Raw genomic sequence first — 17,856 nt, forward strand, 5'->3', positions numbered from 1 at the left:
TTAACCCAGCTATTAGCTTATTTACTTAGTTAAGGACAATTATAGAAATTTAATTTAAGTACTAACTATATTTTATATAACATTTTCGTCAAAACTTAACGAGATATTTGGTTTAAGATAAACTGATATCTTTTTATCATTATCTCTAACGTAAATTATTAATTTTTCATTGTCCGCGTCTATTTTTTCTACATTACTTAGTAATATATCGAAAATTGGGTTTGTCATATTATTATAGCTTAGCGTTATTGAAACATACTCTTCAAATGTAGAAAAATGCAAGATAAATTTAAATCCAAAATTATCTTCATAAGTATATGTTAATATTTTAGCTTCCTTGTCTATAAAAACTGGTTCATCGCAGAATAAGTTTAATAAACTATATTTATCATAAAAGATACTCATATAATCCCTCCTATTTAGGATATATTGTAATAACCTTTCCTGCATCATTAGTTATTACTTTAACATCATTGGTAATGTGTTCCCATGTGCCAGGCATATTCCCTGGCAATCGAGTTCCATTTTGAATAGCATCTTCAACTACCATCGGCGGTACACCTCTTGGATCCACATATTTTTCAAAAGCCTTTGTACCTCTTTTTAAGCCATTTACTAGTGCTCTTTGTTCTAGTTCTGCTTTTACTTGAGGGGTTTTCGGAGCCATTCTTTCTAATGCATGTTTGGAATATTCCCTACCATTAATTATTTTACCCCTTTGAGGCATATCCCAACCTGCATTACTCTTGCTTTTAAAATTTTTTCTAGATACTACCTTATTCTCAATATACTTAACTCCTACTGCTACCGCAATTGTTACAATAGCAATCTTAACTGATACTTGAACTTGCTTACTAACATAGTTCCATGAATTTTTAATTCCATTCCAAATATCAGTTAGAGTTGGCCAATTTCCGTTAGAATCTTTAAGATTAACATGATTATTTGTACAATACGCAAATACATTATGAGATAGTAACTCTCCTACTTTTCCACCTATAGAATCTGCATTAATAAACCTGCCTAATTCAGGATTATAGTATCTAGCATTTAAGTAGTACAACCCAGTCTCAGTATCAAACCTATATCCTCTATATCTATATGGATTCTTAACTCCAACAGTATCCTTAAGACTTCCATCTATAGATACAACCTTACCCCAAGTATCATAAGTATAACTTACTACATCATTTCCATTTGTGTCAAATAAGCCTATTATATCTCCCTGTGCATTTCTTGTATAGTAGTATTCTGTTCCATTTAAGTTCATGCTTATGAGTTTACCACTACTGTCATAAGTGTAATAAATTTTATCTGTACCGTTATCTTCGTAAGTTACATCATCACCATTTAAATGGTACTTTGTAACTACTCCATTTACACTCTTTTCTGTTCTTATTCCTTTATCATTGTACTTGTAAGATATATTTGTTCCTGTCTTTGACATAGAAGAAAGTTGCCTTCCTTCTTCCCATGTAAATGTCCATCCATCATAGGTAAGTGGGTTTCCTATAGCGTCATAGGTTATTGTCTTTCCATTATAAGATGTAAGCTTATCCTTCCAGTTACTATCTCCGTATGCATAGTTATAGGTATTTACAGGGTTTGAAGGATTAGCATCTGTAGTATAGTTATATTCTGTCTTTGTTAGTATATTTCCTCCTGCATCATAGGTATATACTATTGTTTTGTTTAATACCTGATTATCTTCTCTTGTTACTTCATTAAGCTCATTATAGTAGTATTTTATTTTCTTATTATTGTCAGTTATCGTATCTATATTACCCTTAGAATCATAATTATAATTTATTGTTCTTCCTTTGTGCAAGAAATTAACAGAACTTACTTTTGTTGTAGTAGAACCTCCTGCTCCATCTGTATAAGTGTAATCCACATAATAGCCATTGCTTCCAAATTGAGTTGGTGTTATATATGCATCTCTTGTTTTTCTTCCTAAGGAATCATAAGTATACATAATATGATTATTTGAATACTGAACATCATAGGTTTTTCCATTTATCTTTTCTGTAAACTTATTTTTATTATTGTTTCCATCGTAACCATACACTGTACTGTTTCCCTGGCTGTCTACAACTTTTGCAAGTCTATCTGCTAAGTCATACACATATCTGTAACTTACATTATTTACAAGGTCTTGTTGATAACCTAAGTTTCCTGCAGCATCATACTGATAAGTGTATCTTTGTTGTGGTTTACCGTCTATATAATAATTTTTAGCCACTACTCTGTCTAAGTTATCATAATCACTGCTTACAATCTGACCATTTCCATAGGTAGATTGAAGAAGGTTTCCTGTAGTTAAATCATAGTTATTCTTTATAAGATTCTGTGTTCCAACATTAACCGCTATATTATTACCTAAAGAATCATAATCAAAACTATAACTAAAACCATTATGTGTTATGGTTTTAATTTTATCATTTTCATAAGCATAACTATTTGTTATATCTTTACCATCTACATTTTTACTTACATCAGTCAGTCTATCCATACCATCGTAAGTTTTAGATATAAATTCATCTCAAATATCACAAGTATATAAAATGGGTGAAACACATTATCCTTTTGAGGATTATTCCACCCTAGATTGCTTTTTTATCAAATTCATTTAAAACTTATTGATGTGGTAAAAGATAGCGTTTCTAAAACTTAGTTTTATAAATATAAACTAAATACAAGGGTAACTAATATCAAAACTTTCATCATTTATTACAACGCATTTAGCTTCTAAAAATAATATAGAGTTCCATAATTCTATTGTAAAATTAGCTGAAGATTTCCACTGTGTAGCCCAATCTTCAGATAAAGAATCTATAGTAATTTTGCCAATCCCTTTTTCGTAATAGTCGATAGACGTTAATTCCATATAATCATTATTATCATATTTATTTAAATTATATCTTTTTTCGCCTATGTCTTCTATGAAATAAAATGAACTTACACCTTTAAATATTAAATTAAATTCTTTGCTAACTTCATTAGCAATTACTTTCAATTTAAAGGAAAGTGTATTTCTTAAGATATCAACATTAAATTTTTCAATAGTACCATCCCATAATTCATTTAATTTTAATTGCAATTCTGAGTGTAGCAAATTTATTCACTTCCTTTGAATATTTTTATCATGTTATCAATTGGCTCAATGTAGTTATCACTAAAATCTATATGAATTAATGCTTTATCATTGGAAAGCCGTCCTTCAGGCGTTAAAGAACCTTTTCCGTTTATACTAACTCTAAAATAAGGATTTTTCCTTCCTCCTGAACCGGCCTCCATAGCTCTTACTGTAATGTAAAAATGCCCATATTTATTACATGTAATTGTAAGTAAATACGAACATTTTTACTATTTAATATAAGAAATGAGATACCTCATTTAAGACAATATTTCCTGACACATATTATTTAAGAAATTCAAAGGCTGCTTGACATTGTATTGCAACTCCAACTGCAAGACAATCCTCATCAACATCAAATAAACTTCCATGAGCTGGGTGGATTATACCTTTACTTTCATTTCTAGATCCTAAGTAATAAAATGCTGAAGGTCTCTCTAGTGAAAAGTATGCAAAACTCTCCACTCCCATACTTGGACTTTGAAGCATCGTTATATTATCTTTTCCTATAACCTTTTCTGCAGAGTTTAAAAGTATATCCACAGCCTCATCATTGTTGTATAAGCAAGGATAGCTTTCTTCAATGTCTATTTCACACTGTCCTCTCATTGAATGTACTATACCTTCCACAACTTCCACAACTCTCTGTTTTACATAAGCTCTGTGTTCTGTTGTCATTACTCTTATAATACCAGATATAGTCACTTCTTCAGGTATTATATTTGGAGCAGTACCACCATGAATTGAACCTATAGTTAAAACCGCTGGATCAGTAGGTGGCAATTCTCTACTTATAATATTTTGAAGAGCTAAAACCACAGAACTAGCTATAACTATAGGGTCAACACCTGTGTGTGGACGTGCCCCATGTGCACCTTTTCCTTTAATTTTTATTGAAAAAGGATTAGATGCTGCATTTACCACGCCAGTTTTTACACCTATTTTCCCTGTTTCTAAGTCTTCTTCTACATGAAGTCCAAATACCATATCTACATGAGGGTTCTCTAATACGCCCTCATCTATCATTACCTTAGCTCCACCTGTCGTTTCCTCAGCTGGTTCAAAAAATAATTTTACATTTCCCTTTAATTCACTCTTTATGCTATTTAAAACCTTTGCTGCTCCAAGAAGTATTGTAGTATGAGCATCATGTCCACAAGCGTGCATTCTTCCTTTAACTGTTGAGACATAACTACAACTCTTTTTGTCTTCAAGAGGAAGGGCATCCATATCTCCTCTAAGGGCAACAGTCTTTTCTCCATTACCTCTTATTATTCCACAGATTCCAGTACCTGCAGTTTCTGTATATTCTATGCCCTCCTTTGCTAGAAATTCCTTTATTTTATCAGAAGTTCTATGTTCTTCATAGCCTAACTCTGGATGCATATGAAAATCTCTTCTTAAGTCTACTAATTCTTCTTTAATATCAGTTGCTAATTTAAAAAAATCTAGTCCCATTTCCACCTCTCCAATCTGTGTAATATTATTGCCAACCAAGCTCTATAACATCCCCGTTTAGCAGCTTATCATGATATCCAGCATTTTTCCCATTTAACAATAGATATAAACTGCCTTTTGGCATTGTTAAGTCAAATTCTATATAATTGAATATATCTATAAATATATAGTCCTCTTTACCTTTTAAAATTACAGGTTCTTTATTGACTATAACCTGAATGTAATCCTTAACTGTACTTGAGCTACTTTCTTCTGCTATACTAGCAGCAGCTTCTTGATATATATTTGTATCTTCACTGTTTTTCTGCGTATTAAAGCTACTTAGATTCTCTTGTTCTTCATCAATGATTTCTTTCTTTACTTTATCTTCATTTTCTTTTATGTTATCACTTTCTGTAACTTCCTCATTTGACTTAGTTTCTTCCGCTGTCAATTCTTCTTTACTGATTCTGTATATTCTATCCCCTTCATTTATAGCATAATCGTCAGAAAGTTCCTCTCCATTTAGAAAATAATTAAAACTTGAATTGTTATCTGCAAAATACTTCTTGTAATCTCCTAGTGCTTCTGGATATATTATTTGAACATCATCATTTTCCTTAATTTGTGCTTCTAAATCAACTCTTTCATCATTAATATATATAACTGGTTCTAAATTTTCAAGAATATCATTAACAAAGAAGCTTATAGAATGAATTTTTCTTACATAGTCCTTAATTTTCGGACATGCATCATTTCCATCAACAGCATAATTTATTTCTATGCTATCTCCTTCTTTTACTTCTTCATCGATACTGGACTTTTCACCATTCACCTTAATTTCTGCATTACTTGCAAGTGTTCCAAAGGCTACTCTTTTTATATCATTCAGCATAAACCTTATATTCCTACCATTCTTTCCAATCAACACCTTAGGATTTACCCCAGCTTGCATCATAACATCCATTATTGTATGCTTATGAGAATTAAATAAACTAATAACATTGTCATTTAAAAATACATCTATAAAATCATGTCCTAGCCTTTTAATTGAAACTAAAGCAATTCCTAAAACAGTAACACCAATACTACCTAACGAGTTATCTTCACATACACAATCTATAACCGCATCTCTTCCCTTTATTCCTATTCTTTGAAGAGGAATATTTAGTTTTTCTGAAAGAAATTCTTTTAGCTTCGGTGTATGTGCTCCTCCACCAACTAAAAATACCGCATTAGGAGCTTTATCTCCATTTAATTCTATTATCTTGCTTCCTATTTCCTCAGCTATTTTTTTAACAGATGGACTTATTAATTTTATTACCTCTTCTGATACAATTTCATTTTCAAGACCTAAAACATCAGTATATGTAACTTTTTCTTTTTCGCTGCACTGTTTTTTTATAATTTCGGCAGTATTAAAGTCTACTAAATAGTTCTGAGCTATAATTTCCGTTATTTCATCTCCAGCCATAGGAACCATCCCATAGGCACTAATAGTATCTTTACTGCTTATAGCTATATCTGAAGTTCCAGCACCTACATCCACTAGTGCCAAATTTAAAAGTCTTAAATTTTTAGGTATTGCTGCCTCCATAGCTGCTATTGGCTCTAATGTAAGACTTATAACCTGAAGCCCTACTTTATTCATTACAGAGTAAAGGCTGTCTACAACGGATCTTGGAAGAAATGTGGCTATAACTTCTGCTCCTATATTTTCTCCCTTATGAGAAAGTAGATTGCTAATAACATATCCATTTAAATAATAATTTTTCACACTATATCCAACACAATACAGCTTTCCTTCTGTCTGATTATTAATTTTTTCTTCTGCTGCTTTAACAGCGGTTAGCTCTAGGCTTCTAATTGCATCCTTGTCAATTTCTTTATCGTAGTCAACTTTCAGTTCAGATTTGCAGACCACTGTTCTCAAGAATCTTCCTGCCGCTGCAATTGCCACACATTCCATTTTTACATTTAGCTTACTTTCAATTTGCTTTTTCACAGTACTTACTGCGCTAGCAACTAAGGATACATCGTGAATTTGCCCATCCACCATGGCCCTTTCTTCATGTTCCACGCAATACTCAGCTACTACATGAAACTTCTTATCTTTTATAATACCTGCAGTACCTATAACTGAGCGTGTACCAATATCAAGTGCAAATATTAAATCTTTTGGGTTAACATTATTACCGTCCATAATAGTACCTCTTTTTTTATAATTTAAAAGCTCATATTCTAGGAATATGATCTATTGTCTTAATAAAATTATAGTTAATTATAAAATGTTTGTAAACTAGCCTATATGGATCAATTTGTCAAGATTTAGATCATGAAAATATTTAATATTATATAAATTATTTTTGACGTCAAAGGGATTATGTTAATAAGAGCTCTGGATTACTTCAGTGCTTTTATATATAGCGTGTGTTTTTATTACCGGAGTGCTTTGTGAAATAATATTTTAGAATTATAAAAGCCTTGGCGTATAAAACCAAAGCTTTTATCTTGTTTATAATTTTATATTAAAATTAATTTCTTTTTATTTATTTTAATAACAATTCACCATCTTTGATTGTTATATATTGACCATCTGCTATTGTTATATATTTTTCCCCTGTAAAATTATCATTTGTAACTATATCCTCAATTTTATGTCTGCTACTTTTTGAAACTTCTATATAACTTTCAGATGCTGATGCAACTTTATACTCTCCTGGTTGAATATCCACTCCAACTTTGTATTGTCCACTTGGTAACTTATTGTCTTTAGCAGCTACTTTAGGAGCTTTATCGATTGTATATGTTTTTGCATCTTTAATTGTTATATATTGACCAGCTTCAATAGTAACATAAACTCTTCCTTGTATATTATCATTCATTACAATGCTCTCTATTGATCCTTTGCTGTCTTTTGCTACTTCTACATATCCTCCTCCACTATCGCCAACTACTAAATACTCTCCCGGTTGAATATCTACTCCAACTTTGTATTGTCCTGCTTTTATTGAATCATCTTTTTTAGGAGTAGATTCATTAGGTTTGCTGGCTTGTGTGTTAGTTTGAGCGTTAGCTGGTTGATTACTAGTCTCCACAGCTTTTTTATTTGAACTACATGCTGTAAATGAAGATATTGAAGCTATCACTATTAATCCTACTATTAATCTTTTTAACATTTTATTTCCCCCTAAATATATAAAACTAAGATTAATTATATCAAGATTTTACGGTTTTTTCAAATATATAGTAAGCCTTACAATAAATTCACACTTGTGCAAAATATATTATATAAATCTATTGATTTTTTATGAGAGTAAAATATTACATACGAATTAGTTCAAGATATTAAAGTAAGTATAATACGATATACGATTGTACAATAATAAAACAATAATTGTCATGTTTTTGGTAGAAAAACTAACTAAAATACAATAACCAGATTAGAATCTCAAATTAAAATTTAAGATTAAGTGATAGGCATTTATTCTTATTACATATCTCTCTTGTTTTGTAAACTTAAATAAGCCTGTATTAACTTTCGAATACAGGCTCATATACTATATCATATGTATTTTAGTATGATTTAAATGGCTATTTTCCTTTTATCAAATCCACCATAGTTCGCTTTGGTTGGCAAAATAATTCCTTAACACCTTCTCGAAATTGCTCCTGTGTGATGTGAGCCTCATGGGTTCCTATAATAATCTTAATGTCCGGAAAGCGCTCTTGTAACAGTTTCTTATACTTTTCTTTATAAGGACATAAGGCTTCCATACAGTATGAAAAGTGAATCGCATCAATCCTAAATTCCGCTAACGCACGTATTCGACCCAGCAACTTTTCAGGCCCCGCTAAAGTTGGACATCCTGAGCAGTTAATAATTCCAATAAGGTCTAGCTTCTCATCATTTGGGTATTGACTAAATGCACCTTTTCTTTTTCTTAAATCCTTTAGACAACTAACAGATGAACAACCTAAATCCTGAGTTGCGCTAGAACAAGTTAAAATTCCAATTCTCATCTTACCCCTCTCCCCCTACCTCGTTCTTATATCTTAAATATATATTTCTATATCTTAACCGAATTTCCTCTTAGGACTTTTAATTCTTATATTGTAAAACTAACAAGTCCTACACTCTTGTTTAAAAGAATGTAAAACTACTTATTATTATAATAAAATTCCTTTATTTGTATTGGTAAAAATTATATAATTATATTAATTCATAAAGCCCTATCTGTAAGATATTATTATATAACTATTACAATTAAATTGTTTAATATTGTTAAATGGTATATAATACAAGCCGAAATAATATTTAGATTAATAGCCTATAATTTAAAAAATATGTTAATTTAATTTTTATTGTCAGAGTTTCATCAATGATAATGAGCTTTATTTTTAGAATATTTAAATATAAAAAGGAAGTGTTTTCGTGATGAACAAAAAGAGCAGTGTATCAAGGGTGGTTTTTGAATAACACGCCAAAGATACTATTGGAACATATATTATAGCTTTGCGTGTTATTCTTTTATCACCATAAAATTGGTTAAGTAAAAAAATAACATATCAAAGGAGTATATTAAAAATGAATATATCAATTAGATTAGAAAATGAAAATGATTTTAGAAATGTAGAAAATATAATTAGAGAGGCCTTTTGGGATGTATATAAACCAGGATGTGTTGAACATTTAATTGTTCATAAAATTAGAAAAGTAAGTGCATTTATTCGAGAGTTGGATTTTATTGCGTGTGATGGAGAAATAACTATTGGTAACATTATTTACTCGAAAGCAAAGATAATTAGTGAAGATAATGAAGAGTTTCAAGTTTTGTGCATGGGTCCTATTGGAGTATTGCCTTCTTATCAAGGTAAAGGTATTGGAACTTTACTTATAAAGCATTCTGTTAATGTTGCAAGAACATTAGGCTATAAAGCAATTATTATTTTTGGTAATCCAAACTATTATCATCGTTTTGGTTTTGAAAGTGCTGAGAAGTATAATATTCAAACATCTTGGGGTGCCAATTTTGAAGCATTCATGGTACTTGAGTTGTATGAAGGTTCGCTTAAAGGAATTTCAGGTAAGTACTATGAGGATTCTGTTTTCGAAGTAGATGATGAAGAATTAAATATTTTCGAAAAACAGTTTCCATATAAGGAAAAACATATTACCGATACTCAATTATGATAGATGGCATAAAATAATTAGATACTTAATTCACATTCTTCTTATATTGTTTAACATCAAGAGCAGAAATGCTCTTTTTCATTTTTATATAATTGTTAAAACGTTAAAGCACACATTAAGAGCAATGACGTATAGTGATAGATGGCGTTGATATAACGATTTATCTACACATAGATATTTGTACAAGTTTACAAGTACTAGCATTTTATGGTACGATGATATTTGTAAGGGTTAAGTCGGAATCGTAATATATTAATGATATTAATTGAATTTCAGGAGGCTTTATTATGAGCAACAATTTAACAGTAACAGCAGATTTAATAAATGACAAGGTAAAATTTTCAGGGTTATCACGTGATAATCATGAGGTAATCATAGATTATGTGCATCCCATAGGTAATGGAGAGGGATATACTCCACTTGAACTGTTTCTTATAAGCCTGGCAACCTGTAGTGGAATGACCTTGACTTTATTGCTTAGGAAGATGCACAAGGATGTATCTGAACTAAAAGTAATTGCTTCAGGTGAAAGAAGAGCAACCTATCCGACATATTTTAAAAGTATACAGTTAAGCTTTGAACTTGCATCAAAGGATGTACAGCCTCATGATATTGAAAAGGCTTTAAAACTGTCGGAAGAATCTTTATGTCCTATTTGGAACATGGTAAAAAATAATGTCGATATTAGCAGTGAATACAATATAATATATCGATAAAAATAGAAAGCATACTGTCTATAAAGAGTATTTCTCTTTTTTTTATTTTGTGAATTTGGGTTAATAACAGCATACGTGTTATTTACTGAAAAGTAAATGTTTTATGGAATTTTATGGTATAGTATATTTAATAGTTAGACCGAGTTTGCAATTTATTGTGTCAATAAATTTTACTTTTATATGGTATAAATAGAATATACTTTGTTTATATATAAAGTCAGTAGCAAAAAGCTATAAAAGAAAGGGAGTTACCAAAAGTGATTAGTTTAACTAAAGATTTATTAGATGGTGACAGGATTAAGATACCAAAGCATATTGCTATAATTTGTGATGGAAATGGTAGGTGGGCTAAAAAGAAAGGGTTTCCTCGAACTTTTGGTCATAAAGCTGGTACAAAGCCAATTGAGAATATTACTAGGGACTGTTCTGAATTAGGTGTTAAAGTATTGACTTTCTATGTCTTTTCTACTGAGAATTGGAGTCGTTCTTATGAAGAGGTAGATTTCTTAATGAAGCTTTTTGTGGAGTTCTTTATAAAATTACGCAATGAAGCTAGAGAAAATATTAGAGTAAAACATATTGGTATTACAGATAACCTTTCCTCTGAATTGATAGATGAAATTAAAAGAACAGAAAAATCAACTGAAAATAATTCAGGTATGATATTAAATATTGCACTAAATTATGGAAGTCGTTCAGAAATAATAAATGTTGCAAAAAACATAATGCATGATATAGATGTTGGAAATCTTAATGTTGATAAAATAAACGAGGATTTAATTAGTAATTATATGTTTACTTCAGGATTACCTGATGTTGACTTAGTTATTAGAACAAGTGGAGAAATGAGAATAAGTAATTTTTTGCTATGGCAATCTGCTAAATCGAAGTTATGGTTTACAAATGATTTTTGGCCAGATTTTAACTATAACCATTTGAAAGAGGCAATTAAATATTTCAATGTAGTAGATTCGTAATTTTCTTATTATATGAATCATCTATGTGTTTGGTAATTAATTATTGAACTATAGTAGAAGATAATTATATATGCTACTTATATACTTTTAATGCTTCAGCAAAATGTTAAACGCCATTAAACTCATATTCTAAGAATATGAGTTTAATGGCTTAATAAAATTATATAGCATTAAAATTAAACATCCAATAAACTACTCTGTAAGATTTAATGATCCTTCACTTTCTGTTATATAAGGTAATTTTTTAATGATTTTATATACATACTTAAAGGATGATTTTCCTTCTTGTGCAAAGCTCTCTTCATCTACCTTATTAAAAAATAACATGTTACACCAAAAATCAACGAAATCATCTTTATTTACAAAATAAGTGTTTTCGTTTTCTTTTACAACAAAACCACTATTATAATTTTCTACTATTTGTAGGTCTTTAATTTCATTATTTGCTAATATTGTACATACATCATCCCACATCTTTTTAAAAGCAACCATTCTTATAACCTCCCAGGCTTAATGATTATAACATTCTCGTAATTAGTATATCATATATTATGCAAAATTCATAGCACTTGTTAATAATGAAGTGAAATAATGTATCACATTTTATTGAATTTTTATTAATAATTCGCCATTTTACAACAGAAAACGTTAACTTATCTTTTAATTTTATTACATAAGACTTTCTGCTGAGGATATTATTTCTTCTCCCTTTGCAGTGGTTTCTTGTATTGCATCAGAAATAGTTTCAATATCCTTAGCTATATTTTTCATTTTCCCTGACAGATTGTCCGATATCTCTAAAATTTTCTCTATTAAATCTATCATTATTTCCTCATCTTGCTTGGTTGATATAGCAACACTTTTAGACTGTTCAGCTAGCTTTTTTACCTCTTCAGCAACTACTGCAAACCCCTTGCCCTCTTCACCTGCTCTGGCAGCTTCAATAGAAGCATTTAAGGAAAGTAAGCTTGTTTGTCCAGCTATATTTACAATTTCCTTAGACGCATTAGAAAAATGCTCAACACTGTTTTTTATTTCGTCTACGCCAGCTTTAAGAGAATTTGAAGTATTTACTATATCTTGCAGTTCTTCAGATATATTCTGAATTGCGGAGGCACTTTCTTCACTTCCCTTTGCTACTTCATCTATAGATAAGGCAATTTCTTTAACATATTTGCTTAGTTTTTCAGCATTTTCCTCTCTATTCTTGTTCATCATTTCTATATTTTTTATAGCTTCTTGTACCTGTATATTTTTTTCTTCTAGTTCTTTATTTTCAATCTCAATAGCTTTTCTAATATAATACATACAGTTATCTTTTATGTTTATGTTATTATAAATAGTTTTGGCCATATCCTTACAGTTATCATAACCACAGGCTGAGCAATTAAGTTCTCTATCACTGCTTGTATATTTTAGCATATCATTGAAAATAACATCATAGTCCGAGAAGGAAGGTTCTTTAATCTGATGAACATTCTCTTCACTGTATTTTCTTATAAAATCATCAAGTTTTAAATTTTTATCAAAATAGCTGTCTATAAATTGAACTCTTTTCTTAAACATACTTTCTTTTTCTAAAAGCTTACTCTCTTTGAGATTTAAAAACTTATGCTCTATGTCATAATCATCTAATCCTTCTACACAGGCAGTTCCTATATTGCAGCCTTTAGAACAATTTAGTATATCAACTACATTAGGGGTCTCTCTGCCTTTTTTGATATGTTCACTATATGTGTCTATATAATTTTTAAACTCATTATGACCTTCTACTTGCCTTGTCCATAAATCCTTTCTTCTTGCTTCAATATTTGCTTTTAGTCCTCCCGGCATACTGTATATGCTCCCCAAACTACTGGATACGTTTTCAAACTCTACCTCGTCGTATTTTCTTATATCTATATTATTTTCTTTTATATATTCACTTAGTCTTTTATATGTAACATTATAATTTATAGTATTTTTTGTATTTTTATCATTAATTTCAACTAACTTCCCTATACATGGAGAAAGAAATGCTATAGAATCTGTTACATTTCTATACTTCCTTAAATAAATAGCAGTACACATAACAGGACTTTGTACAGGTGCCAAATATCCTATTAAATCCTGCTTATATTTCTCAATATATTTAACTACTACAGGACATGGCTGTGCAATTAATGATTTAACATTATTTTCTTTAATATACTTTAAATATGCCCATGTAGTTATGTCCGCACCAAAGGACACGTCATATATGATCTTAGCTCCCAAATGCTTTAGATATCCAAATAGCCTTTTGTAATCAGAAAAGTTTGCACGTATTGCTGGGGCTGCTATTATACTTATAGCCTTCCCATTAGCTAAATCTTTAAAAAATCTTTCTGTATCATCTTCAAAATACCTAGCACCATGCTGACATACTTCTATGCACTTACCACAACCTATACATCTTTCTCCATCAATAACTACCTTATTTTCTTTGTTTTCCCCTAAAAAACAAATATTTACACCAAGTATAGGACATTCTCTTATACACTTATTGCAGCCTGTACACTTTTCCTTTACAGTCTTTATTGGACTTACACTATTCATAAAAATACTCCCCTTTTACTTAAACGTAATAACCTAAAACCCAATTAGTTTATTTATACAAAATTATATCATCATTTGTTATATTGTTCCATTAACTTATTTCTTTTTAATTACTAGTGTATTTTATGGCAGCAATTGAATAAAAAAATAGGTACAAAATTAATTGTACCTTCGAAAGGGGGATATTTTAATGGCTCTAAATCTATATACGTAGCAAAACCATTTTTTATTTTCTATCAAGTAATAACTACTTTCTCTTGATATTTATTATTATACTCTTTTTTCATTATATTTCAAGTATTAAATTTCGACATTAGTATGCTTAATTTAAAATTAAATATACATCATATAGCTCCAAAAATAAAAAAATAAGAGAAGATAACTTTATACCTTCTCTACTGCTTTACCTACAAATCATCCAACACTAAAATATCACAATTTTTTCTTTAATCATTTTTAAAAGTTATACTTATTGCAAGTTGATATAAATAACGTCTCCAATATATTTATAACCTTTGTCACTAGGATGACCGGTATTTGTTCCACTACCACCGGAATAATCGTTGGCTGCCATTCCAAATAACCCCTCTTTTTGTGCGGCAGTATAATCTTCAAAAAATGCTTTGTAAATATCAATAATACCGGTGTTATAAGTATCTGCTATTTCATACATTGATGCTACATAAGCAGGCCAATTTTTTGTCCATGACTCAGCAGGTTTTTGATTTGGCACTATACACACATTACTACCTCTTCCCTGCCAATAGGTTACTAAGGCTATCATATTTGCTTTATAGTCTTCAACAGGAATGCGGTTTGCTGCTTCATTAAGACCAAAAGACAAAAGTACTAAATCTGGTGCTGGTAAGGTATCCCAGCTTCCTTTCTGTAATGATGCATTAAAATAACTTGCCCCTTTACTAGAAATTGCTATTTTATCTACTTCAATTCCCCTTGTATTTGATGAAGCAATTGCACCTTCTATAAAAATATCTGAGGCTGTGTTAGGAGTTATTGCTAATGTATGAGTAGTGTTACTTAAACCTGAATAAGAAGCTTTATGTGAGAAACTTGCTTCTTTATCTAAACAATTTATAGTACCCACTTCTTTACCATCTATTGTTACTGTTGCCGTACCTCCACCTATTGCCTTAGAGTATAGTAAATCTAAATCTGTTCCATTAAAAACTAAAGTTGCCGGTGAAGTATTTTTATTGGAAGTTCCAACACAACCGCCAAAACCACCGACATTAGAAGTCACAGTATTAAGAGCACCAGAAACACTCCATCCCTGCCCTAAAGTCCATCTAGGCTTAGTGCCATAGGGTAAGGCACCTTCGTAGATACTAATAAAGCCTTCTCCTGCATTGCCATATTGATTTTGTAAGGATGATTTCATTACACCAACCCAAGACTTATTTACTTCATCACTAGAATATTCTCCTCTTGTATTAGACTCACCTATACAATATATTTTTACTTTCTGAGTACTTGTATTTTTCAATGCATTTTTATATTTCGACAGACTTTTATCTATATTATATCCATATTTTTTATAAGGTGATTGCTCTTGAGTCGCTTTCGGCGGTGTTTTAACGTTCTTCGATAGATTATTTTTCTTTGATAAACTTACAAAAATCATCACACAAGATACAGCTACAGCAGAAATGATTATTACTGATCTTCCTCTCATGTTCATACTCCTTTATATATTTTTTATGTTTTTCTTTCTCCTTTGCTTTAAGTTCATATGCTTTAATATTTGTAAAACTCCTATATTACATACATTATGAAGTATGGTTTGTCTACTTAATCTCTTGATCTATAATGTTTAATAATTTCATCATTATCTTTTCATCATAAGATATTCCTGATATTATAGAAATATATTCTTTGTCTCCATAAGCCATATCTGCTCCATAATCTTTGCCGCCTTCTGCTTTTATTGTAAAAAATAATTTTTTATAATTATATTCAACCTTATTATTTTTTATTTTTAATTGAAAACTTTTATTTGCATCATAAACAAACTCTAAACATTTCCAAGATAATTTGTTTTTATATAAATAGTTTACATAATCAGAGTCTTCTTCTAAATTACGACTCTTACTTTTATTTACTCTCTTATTAGTAAGTTCAATGATATCATTAAAGTTTTTATCATTAGAAGTCAGTGTTTTACTTCCTCCATTTTTATAAATTATAATCTTATTTGGTATTGGTATATTAACATTTACTCTTTCATCTTTTATATACCATAAAACACTTATCAATAAAACAGAGAATATCGATATTATTATCTTTTTCATAGTATTAATCCCCCCTAAGTTAAAACTATAGACTTGGTTTAAGAAAATCATAACTTTTGTCAGTTTATCTATGCTTAACTCTTATTTCATATAATAATTACAGTACTGACAATGTTCGTCATGTATTTTTATTTATCTTTATATTTCTCTATAAATTCATTACAGGGCATTCCTATAGACTTAGAAACAACTATAGACGGAATTTGTTTAGATTTGATTCCATATAATTTGCATCCATAGGGGAACTGCATATCCCATGTAATATAATAATATTTACAATTGTGACACTGTACTTCTTTCCCACCCATTATCTACTGCCTTTACCTTTCATTTAAATATAATTGCTACTAATAGGATTATACCATATTACTCCAATTATATCTCAGACCTAATATTCACAAATGTTTATTTTACTGAAGGATAATAAAAAAAGTAGGATTTCTCCTACTTCATTCTTAATAAAACTTAAATTTTAATAATTCATAACTTAGATTATTCATTTTGAATGGCTTCTGCTTTTTGTAAATAATCATTAGCAATTTTTTTACATTGCTCAAGTTGTTTCGCTACTTCTTGTTCAACATCTGCCTTCTTTTTTAATAGTTCAGCTTTACTTGCACTATCTTGAGGAAGTGCATCAACTTGCAGCATTAACTGACTTGATTCTTGCTGTAATTTATTTATTTTTTCAATGTATGGTGCTAAATCTTTTTGTTCTTGTTGGTACAAAGCATTAATTCTTTCTTGCTTATTTGCTCCACTATTTGAGTTAGTATTTGCATTACTACTTGAATCAGTACTTTGACTATTATTTGATTTAGCACTTGTATTATTACTTGAGCTATTAGAGCTTGTATTGATATTTCCAGCTGCACTAGAGGCATTACTTGTATTTACTTTAGTATTTCTTTGTACATTTTTTTGTGTTGTATAACTATAGTTCTTTTTATTACTGCTTATATTATTACTAGAAGTACCATCATAGCCATTAACAACTGGATCATTTATATTAATATTAGAAACTTGTGCCAATATTTTTTTCTCTTCTTCAGTAAAACCATCAAAAGCATTACCCTCGGCATCTTTAAATGGTGTACTTTCCTCTTTATCTCCAGTAACACTTTTTTCATTAGTTTTAACACTATTTGATAAAAATACTTTTAAATTTTGGGCAACTAATATTTGCTTCTTAACTTCATTGTCATCCTTTATTTGCAAAGCTTCACTATATGATGCTATAGCTGCATCATAATTACCTACTTTAAATTTATTATTGCCAGAATTAACTAAATCATTAAATTTTTTAGCCTTTATTACCTTATAACCTCCAAATACAGAGCCTAAAAATAATATACTTATTACTCCAGCCATTATTTTTAACTTTTTACTTTTTTCCATATATAATCTTTACCTTTCTGTATTGTATTTCATCAATCACTTATACACAAGTATAACAAAAAATGAAATAATGGTAAATAATTCTTTAGCATTCTATAACCAACTTGTTAAT

17 protein-coding genes are annotated in these 17,856 nt (G+C 29.9%); 3 read left to right on the plus strand and 14 right to left on the minus strand.

The annotated features are described in order from the left end of the window. Positions 1–72: 72 nt before the first annotated feature. From I6U51_RS03670 to I6U51_RS03705, 8 genes are all read right to left on the minus strand, one after another. Positions 73–405: a hypothetical protein gene (locus I6U51_RS03670; protein ID WP_211141234.1), complete on the minus strand. Its 333-nt coding sequence runs from the start codon at positions 403–405 to the stop codon at positions 73–75. A gap of 10 nt (positions 406–415) precedes the next feature. Further along, positions 416–2,512 carry an RHS repeat-associated core domain-containing protein gene (locus tag I6U51_RS03675; protein WP_246517056.1) on the minus strand — a complete coding sequence of 699 codons (2,097 nt, stop codon included), beginning with the start codon at positions 2,510–2,512 and terminating at the stop codon, positions 416–418. 177 nt (positions 2,513–2,689) lie between these two features. Then, positions 2,690–3,115 carry a YxiG family protein gene (locus I6U51_RS03680; RefSeq protein ID WP_211141235.1) on the minus strand — a complete coding sequence of 142 codons (426 nt, stop codon included), beginning with the start codon at positions 3,113–3,115 and terminating at the stop codon, positions 2,690–2,692. Between the two features lie 2 nt (positions 3,116–3,117). After that, on the minus strand, positions 3,118–3,297 hold the full coding sequence (locus tag I6U51_RS03685) for a hypothetical protein (RefSeq protein WP_211141236.1): 180 nt from the start codon (positions 3,295–3,297) through the stop codon (positions 3,118–3,120). A 124-nt stretch (positions 3,298–3,421) separates the two neighbouring features. After that, positions 3,422–4,594, minus strand: coding sequence for a M20 metallopeptidase family protein (locus I6U51_RS03690; RefSeq protein ID WP_211141237.1), 1,173 nt, complete (start codon positions 4,592–4,594; stop codon positions 3,422–3,424). A gap of 25 nt (positions 4,595–4,619) precedes the next feature. After that, positions 4,620–6,776, minus strand: coding sequence for a cell division protein FtsA (locus I6U51_RS03695; protein ID WP_211141238.1), 2,157 nt, complete (start codon positions 6,774–6,776; stop codon positions 4,620–4,622). Between the two features lie 346 nt (positions 6,777–7,122). Continuing rightward, on the minus strand, positions 7,123–7,752 hold the full coding sequence (locus I6U51_RS03700) for an Rv1352/Rv1906c domain-containing protein (RefSeq protein WP_211141239.1): 630 nt from the start codon (positions 7,750–7,752) through the stop codon (positions 7,123–7,125). A 415-nt stretch (positions 7,753–8,167) separates the two neighbouring features. After that, the gene (locus I6U51_RS03705) at positions 8,168–8,596 is read right to left on the minus strand and encodes a CGGC domain-containing protein (protein ID WP_211141240.1); all 429 of its coding nucleotides are present in this window, start codon (positions 8,594–8,596) and stop codon (positions 8,168–8,170) included. 565 nt (positions 8,597–9,161) lie between these two features. On the opposite strand from I6U51_RS03705, the gene I6U51_RS03710 reads away from it, so the two are divergent. The 3 genes from I6U51_RS03710 to uppS all read left to right on the plus strand — a co-directional run bounded on the left by I6U51_RS03710 (position 9,162) and on the right by uppS (position 11,460). Next, a complete protein-coding gene (locus I6U51_RS03710; protein ID WP_211141241.1) occupies positions 9,162–9,767 on the plus strand; it encodes a GNAT family N-acetyltransferase in 606 nt (201 codons plus the stop codon). Positions 9,768–10,054: 287 nt separating this feature from the next. Next, positions 10,055–10,483, plus strand: coding sequence for an OsmC family protein (locus I6U51_RS03715; RefSeq protein WP_211141242.1), 429 nt, complete (start codon positions 10,055–10,057; stop codon positions 10,481–10,483). Between the two features lie 257 nt (positions 10,484–10,740). After that, positions 10,741–11,460 carry an undecaprenyl pyrophosphate synthase gene (uppS, locus tag I6U51_RS03720; protein ID WP_211141243.1) on the plus strand — a complete coding sequence of 240 codons (720 nt, stop codon included), beginning with the start codon at positions 10,741–10,743 and terminating at the stop codon, positions 11,458–11,460. 192 nt (positions 11,461–11,652) lie between these two features. Here uppS and I6U51_RS03725 read toward each other — a convergent pair whose 3' ends face one another. The 6 genes from I6U51_RS03725 to I6U51_RS03750 all read right to left on the minus strand — a co-directional run bounded on the left by I6U51_RS03725 (position 11,653) and on the right by I6U51_RS03750 (position 17,744). After that, a complete protein-coding gene (locus I6U51_RS03725; protein ID WP_211141244.1) occupies positions 11,653–11,952 on the minus strand; it encodes a hypothetical protein in 300 nt (99 codons plus the stop codon). Positions 11,953–12,129: 177 nt separating this feature from the next. After that, positions 12,130–14,037 (minus strand): [Fe-Fe] hydrogenase large subunit C-terminal domain-containing protein, encoded by a 1,908-nt coding sequence (locus tag I6U51_RS03730; protein WP_211141245.1) that lies wholly within the window; start codon positions 14,035–14,037, stop codon positions 12,130–12,132. A 469-nt stretch (positions 14,038–14,506) separates the two neighbouring features. Then, entirely contained in the window at positions 14,507–15,730 is a 1,224-nt protein-coding gene (locus I6U51_RS03735; protein WP_211141246.1) for an SGNH/GDSL hydrolase family protein, read from the minus strand. A 112-nt stretch (positions 15,731–15,842) separates the two neighbouring features. Beyond that, positions 15,843–16,346, minus strand: a complete 504-nt coding sequence (locus I6U51_RS03740; protein WP_211141247.1) for a hypothetical protein — start codon at positions 16,344–16,346, stop codon at positions 15,843–15,845. A 128-nt stretch (positions 16,347–16,474) separates the two neighbouring features. Then, positions 16,475–16,654, minus strand: coding sequence for a uracil-DNA glycosylase (locus I6U51_RS03745; protein ID WP_211141248.1), 180 nt, complete (start codon positions 16,652–16,654; stop codon positions 16,475–16,477). Positions 16,655–16,838: 184 nt separating this feature from the next. Next, positions 16,839–17,744 (minus strand): hypothetical protein, encoded by a 906-nt coding sequence (locus tag I6U51_RS03750; protein ID WP_211141249.1) that lies wholly within the window; start codon positions 17,742–17,744, stop codon positions 16,839–16,841. Positions 17,745–17,856: the final 112 nt, after the last annotated feature.

The sequence above is a fragment of the Clostridium aciditolerans genome (assembly GCF_016316925.1).
Lineage (GTDB): Bacteria > Bacillota > Clostridia > Clostridiales > Clostridiaceae > Clostridium_AM > Clostridium_AM aciditolerans.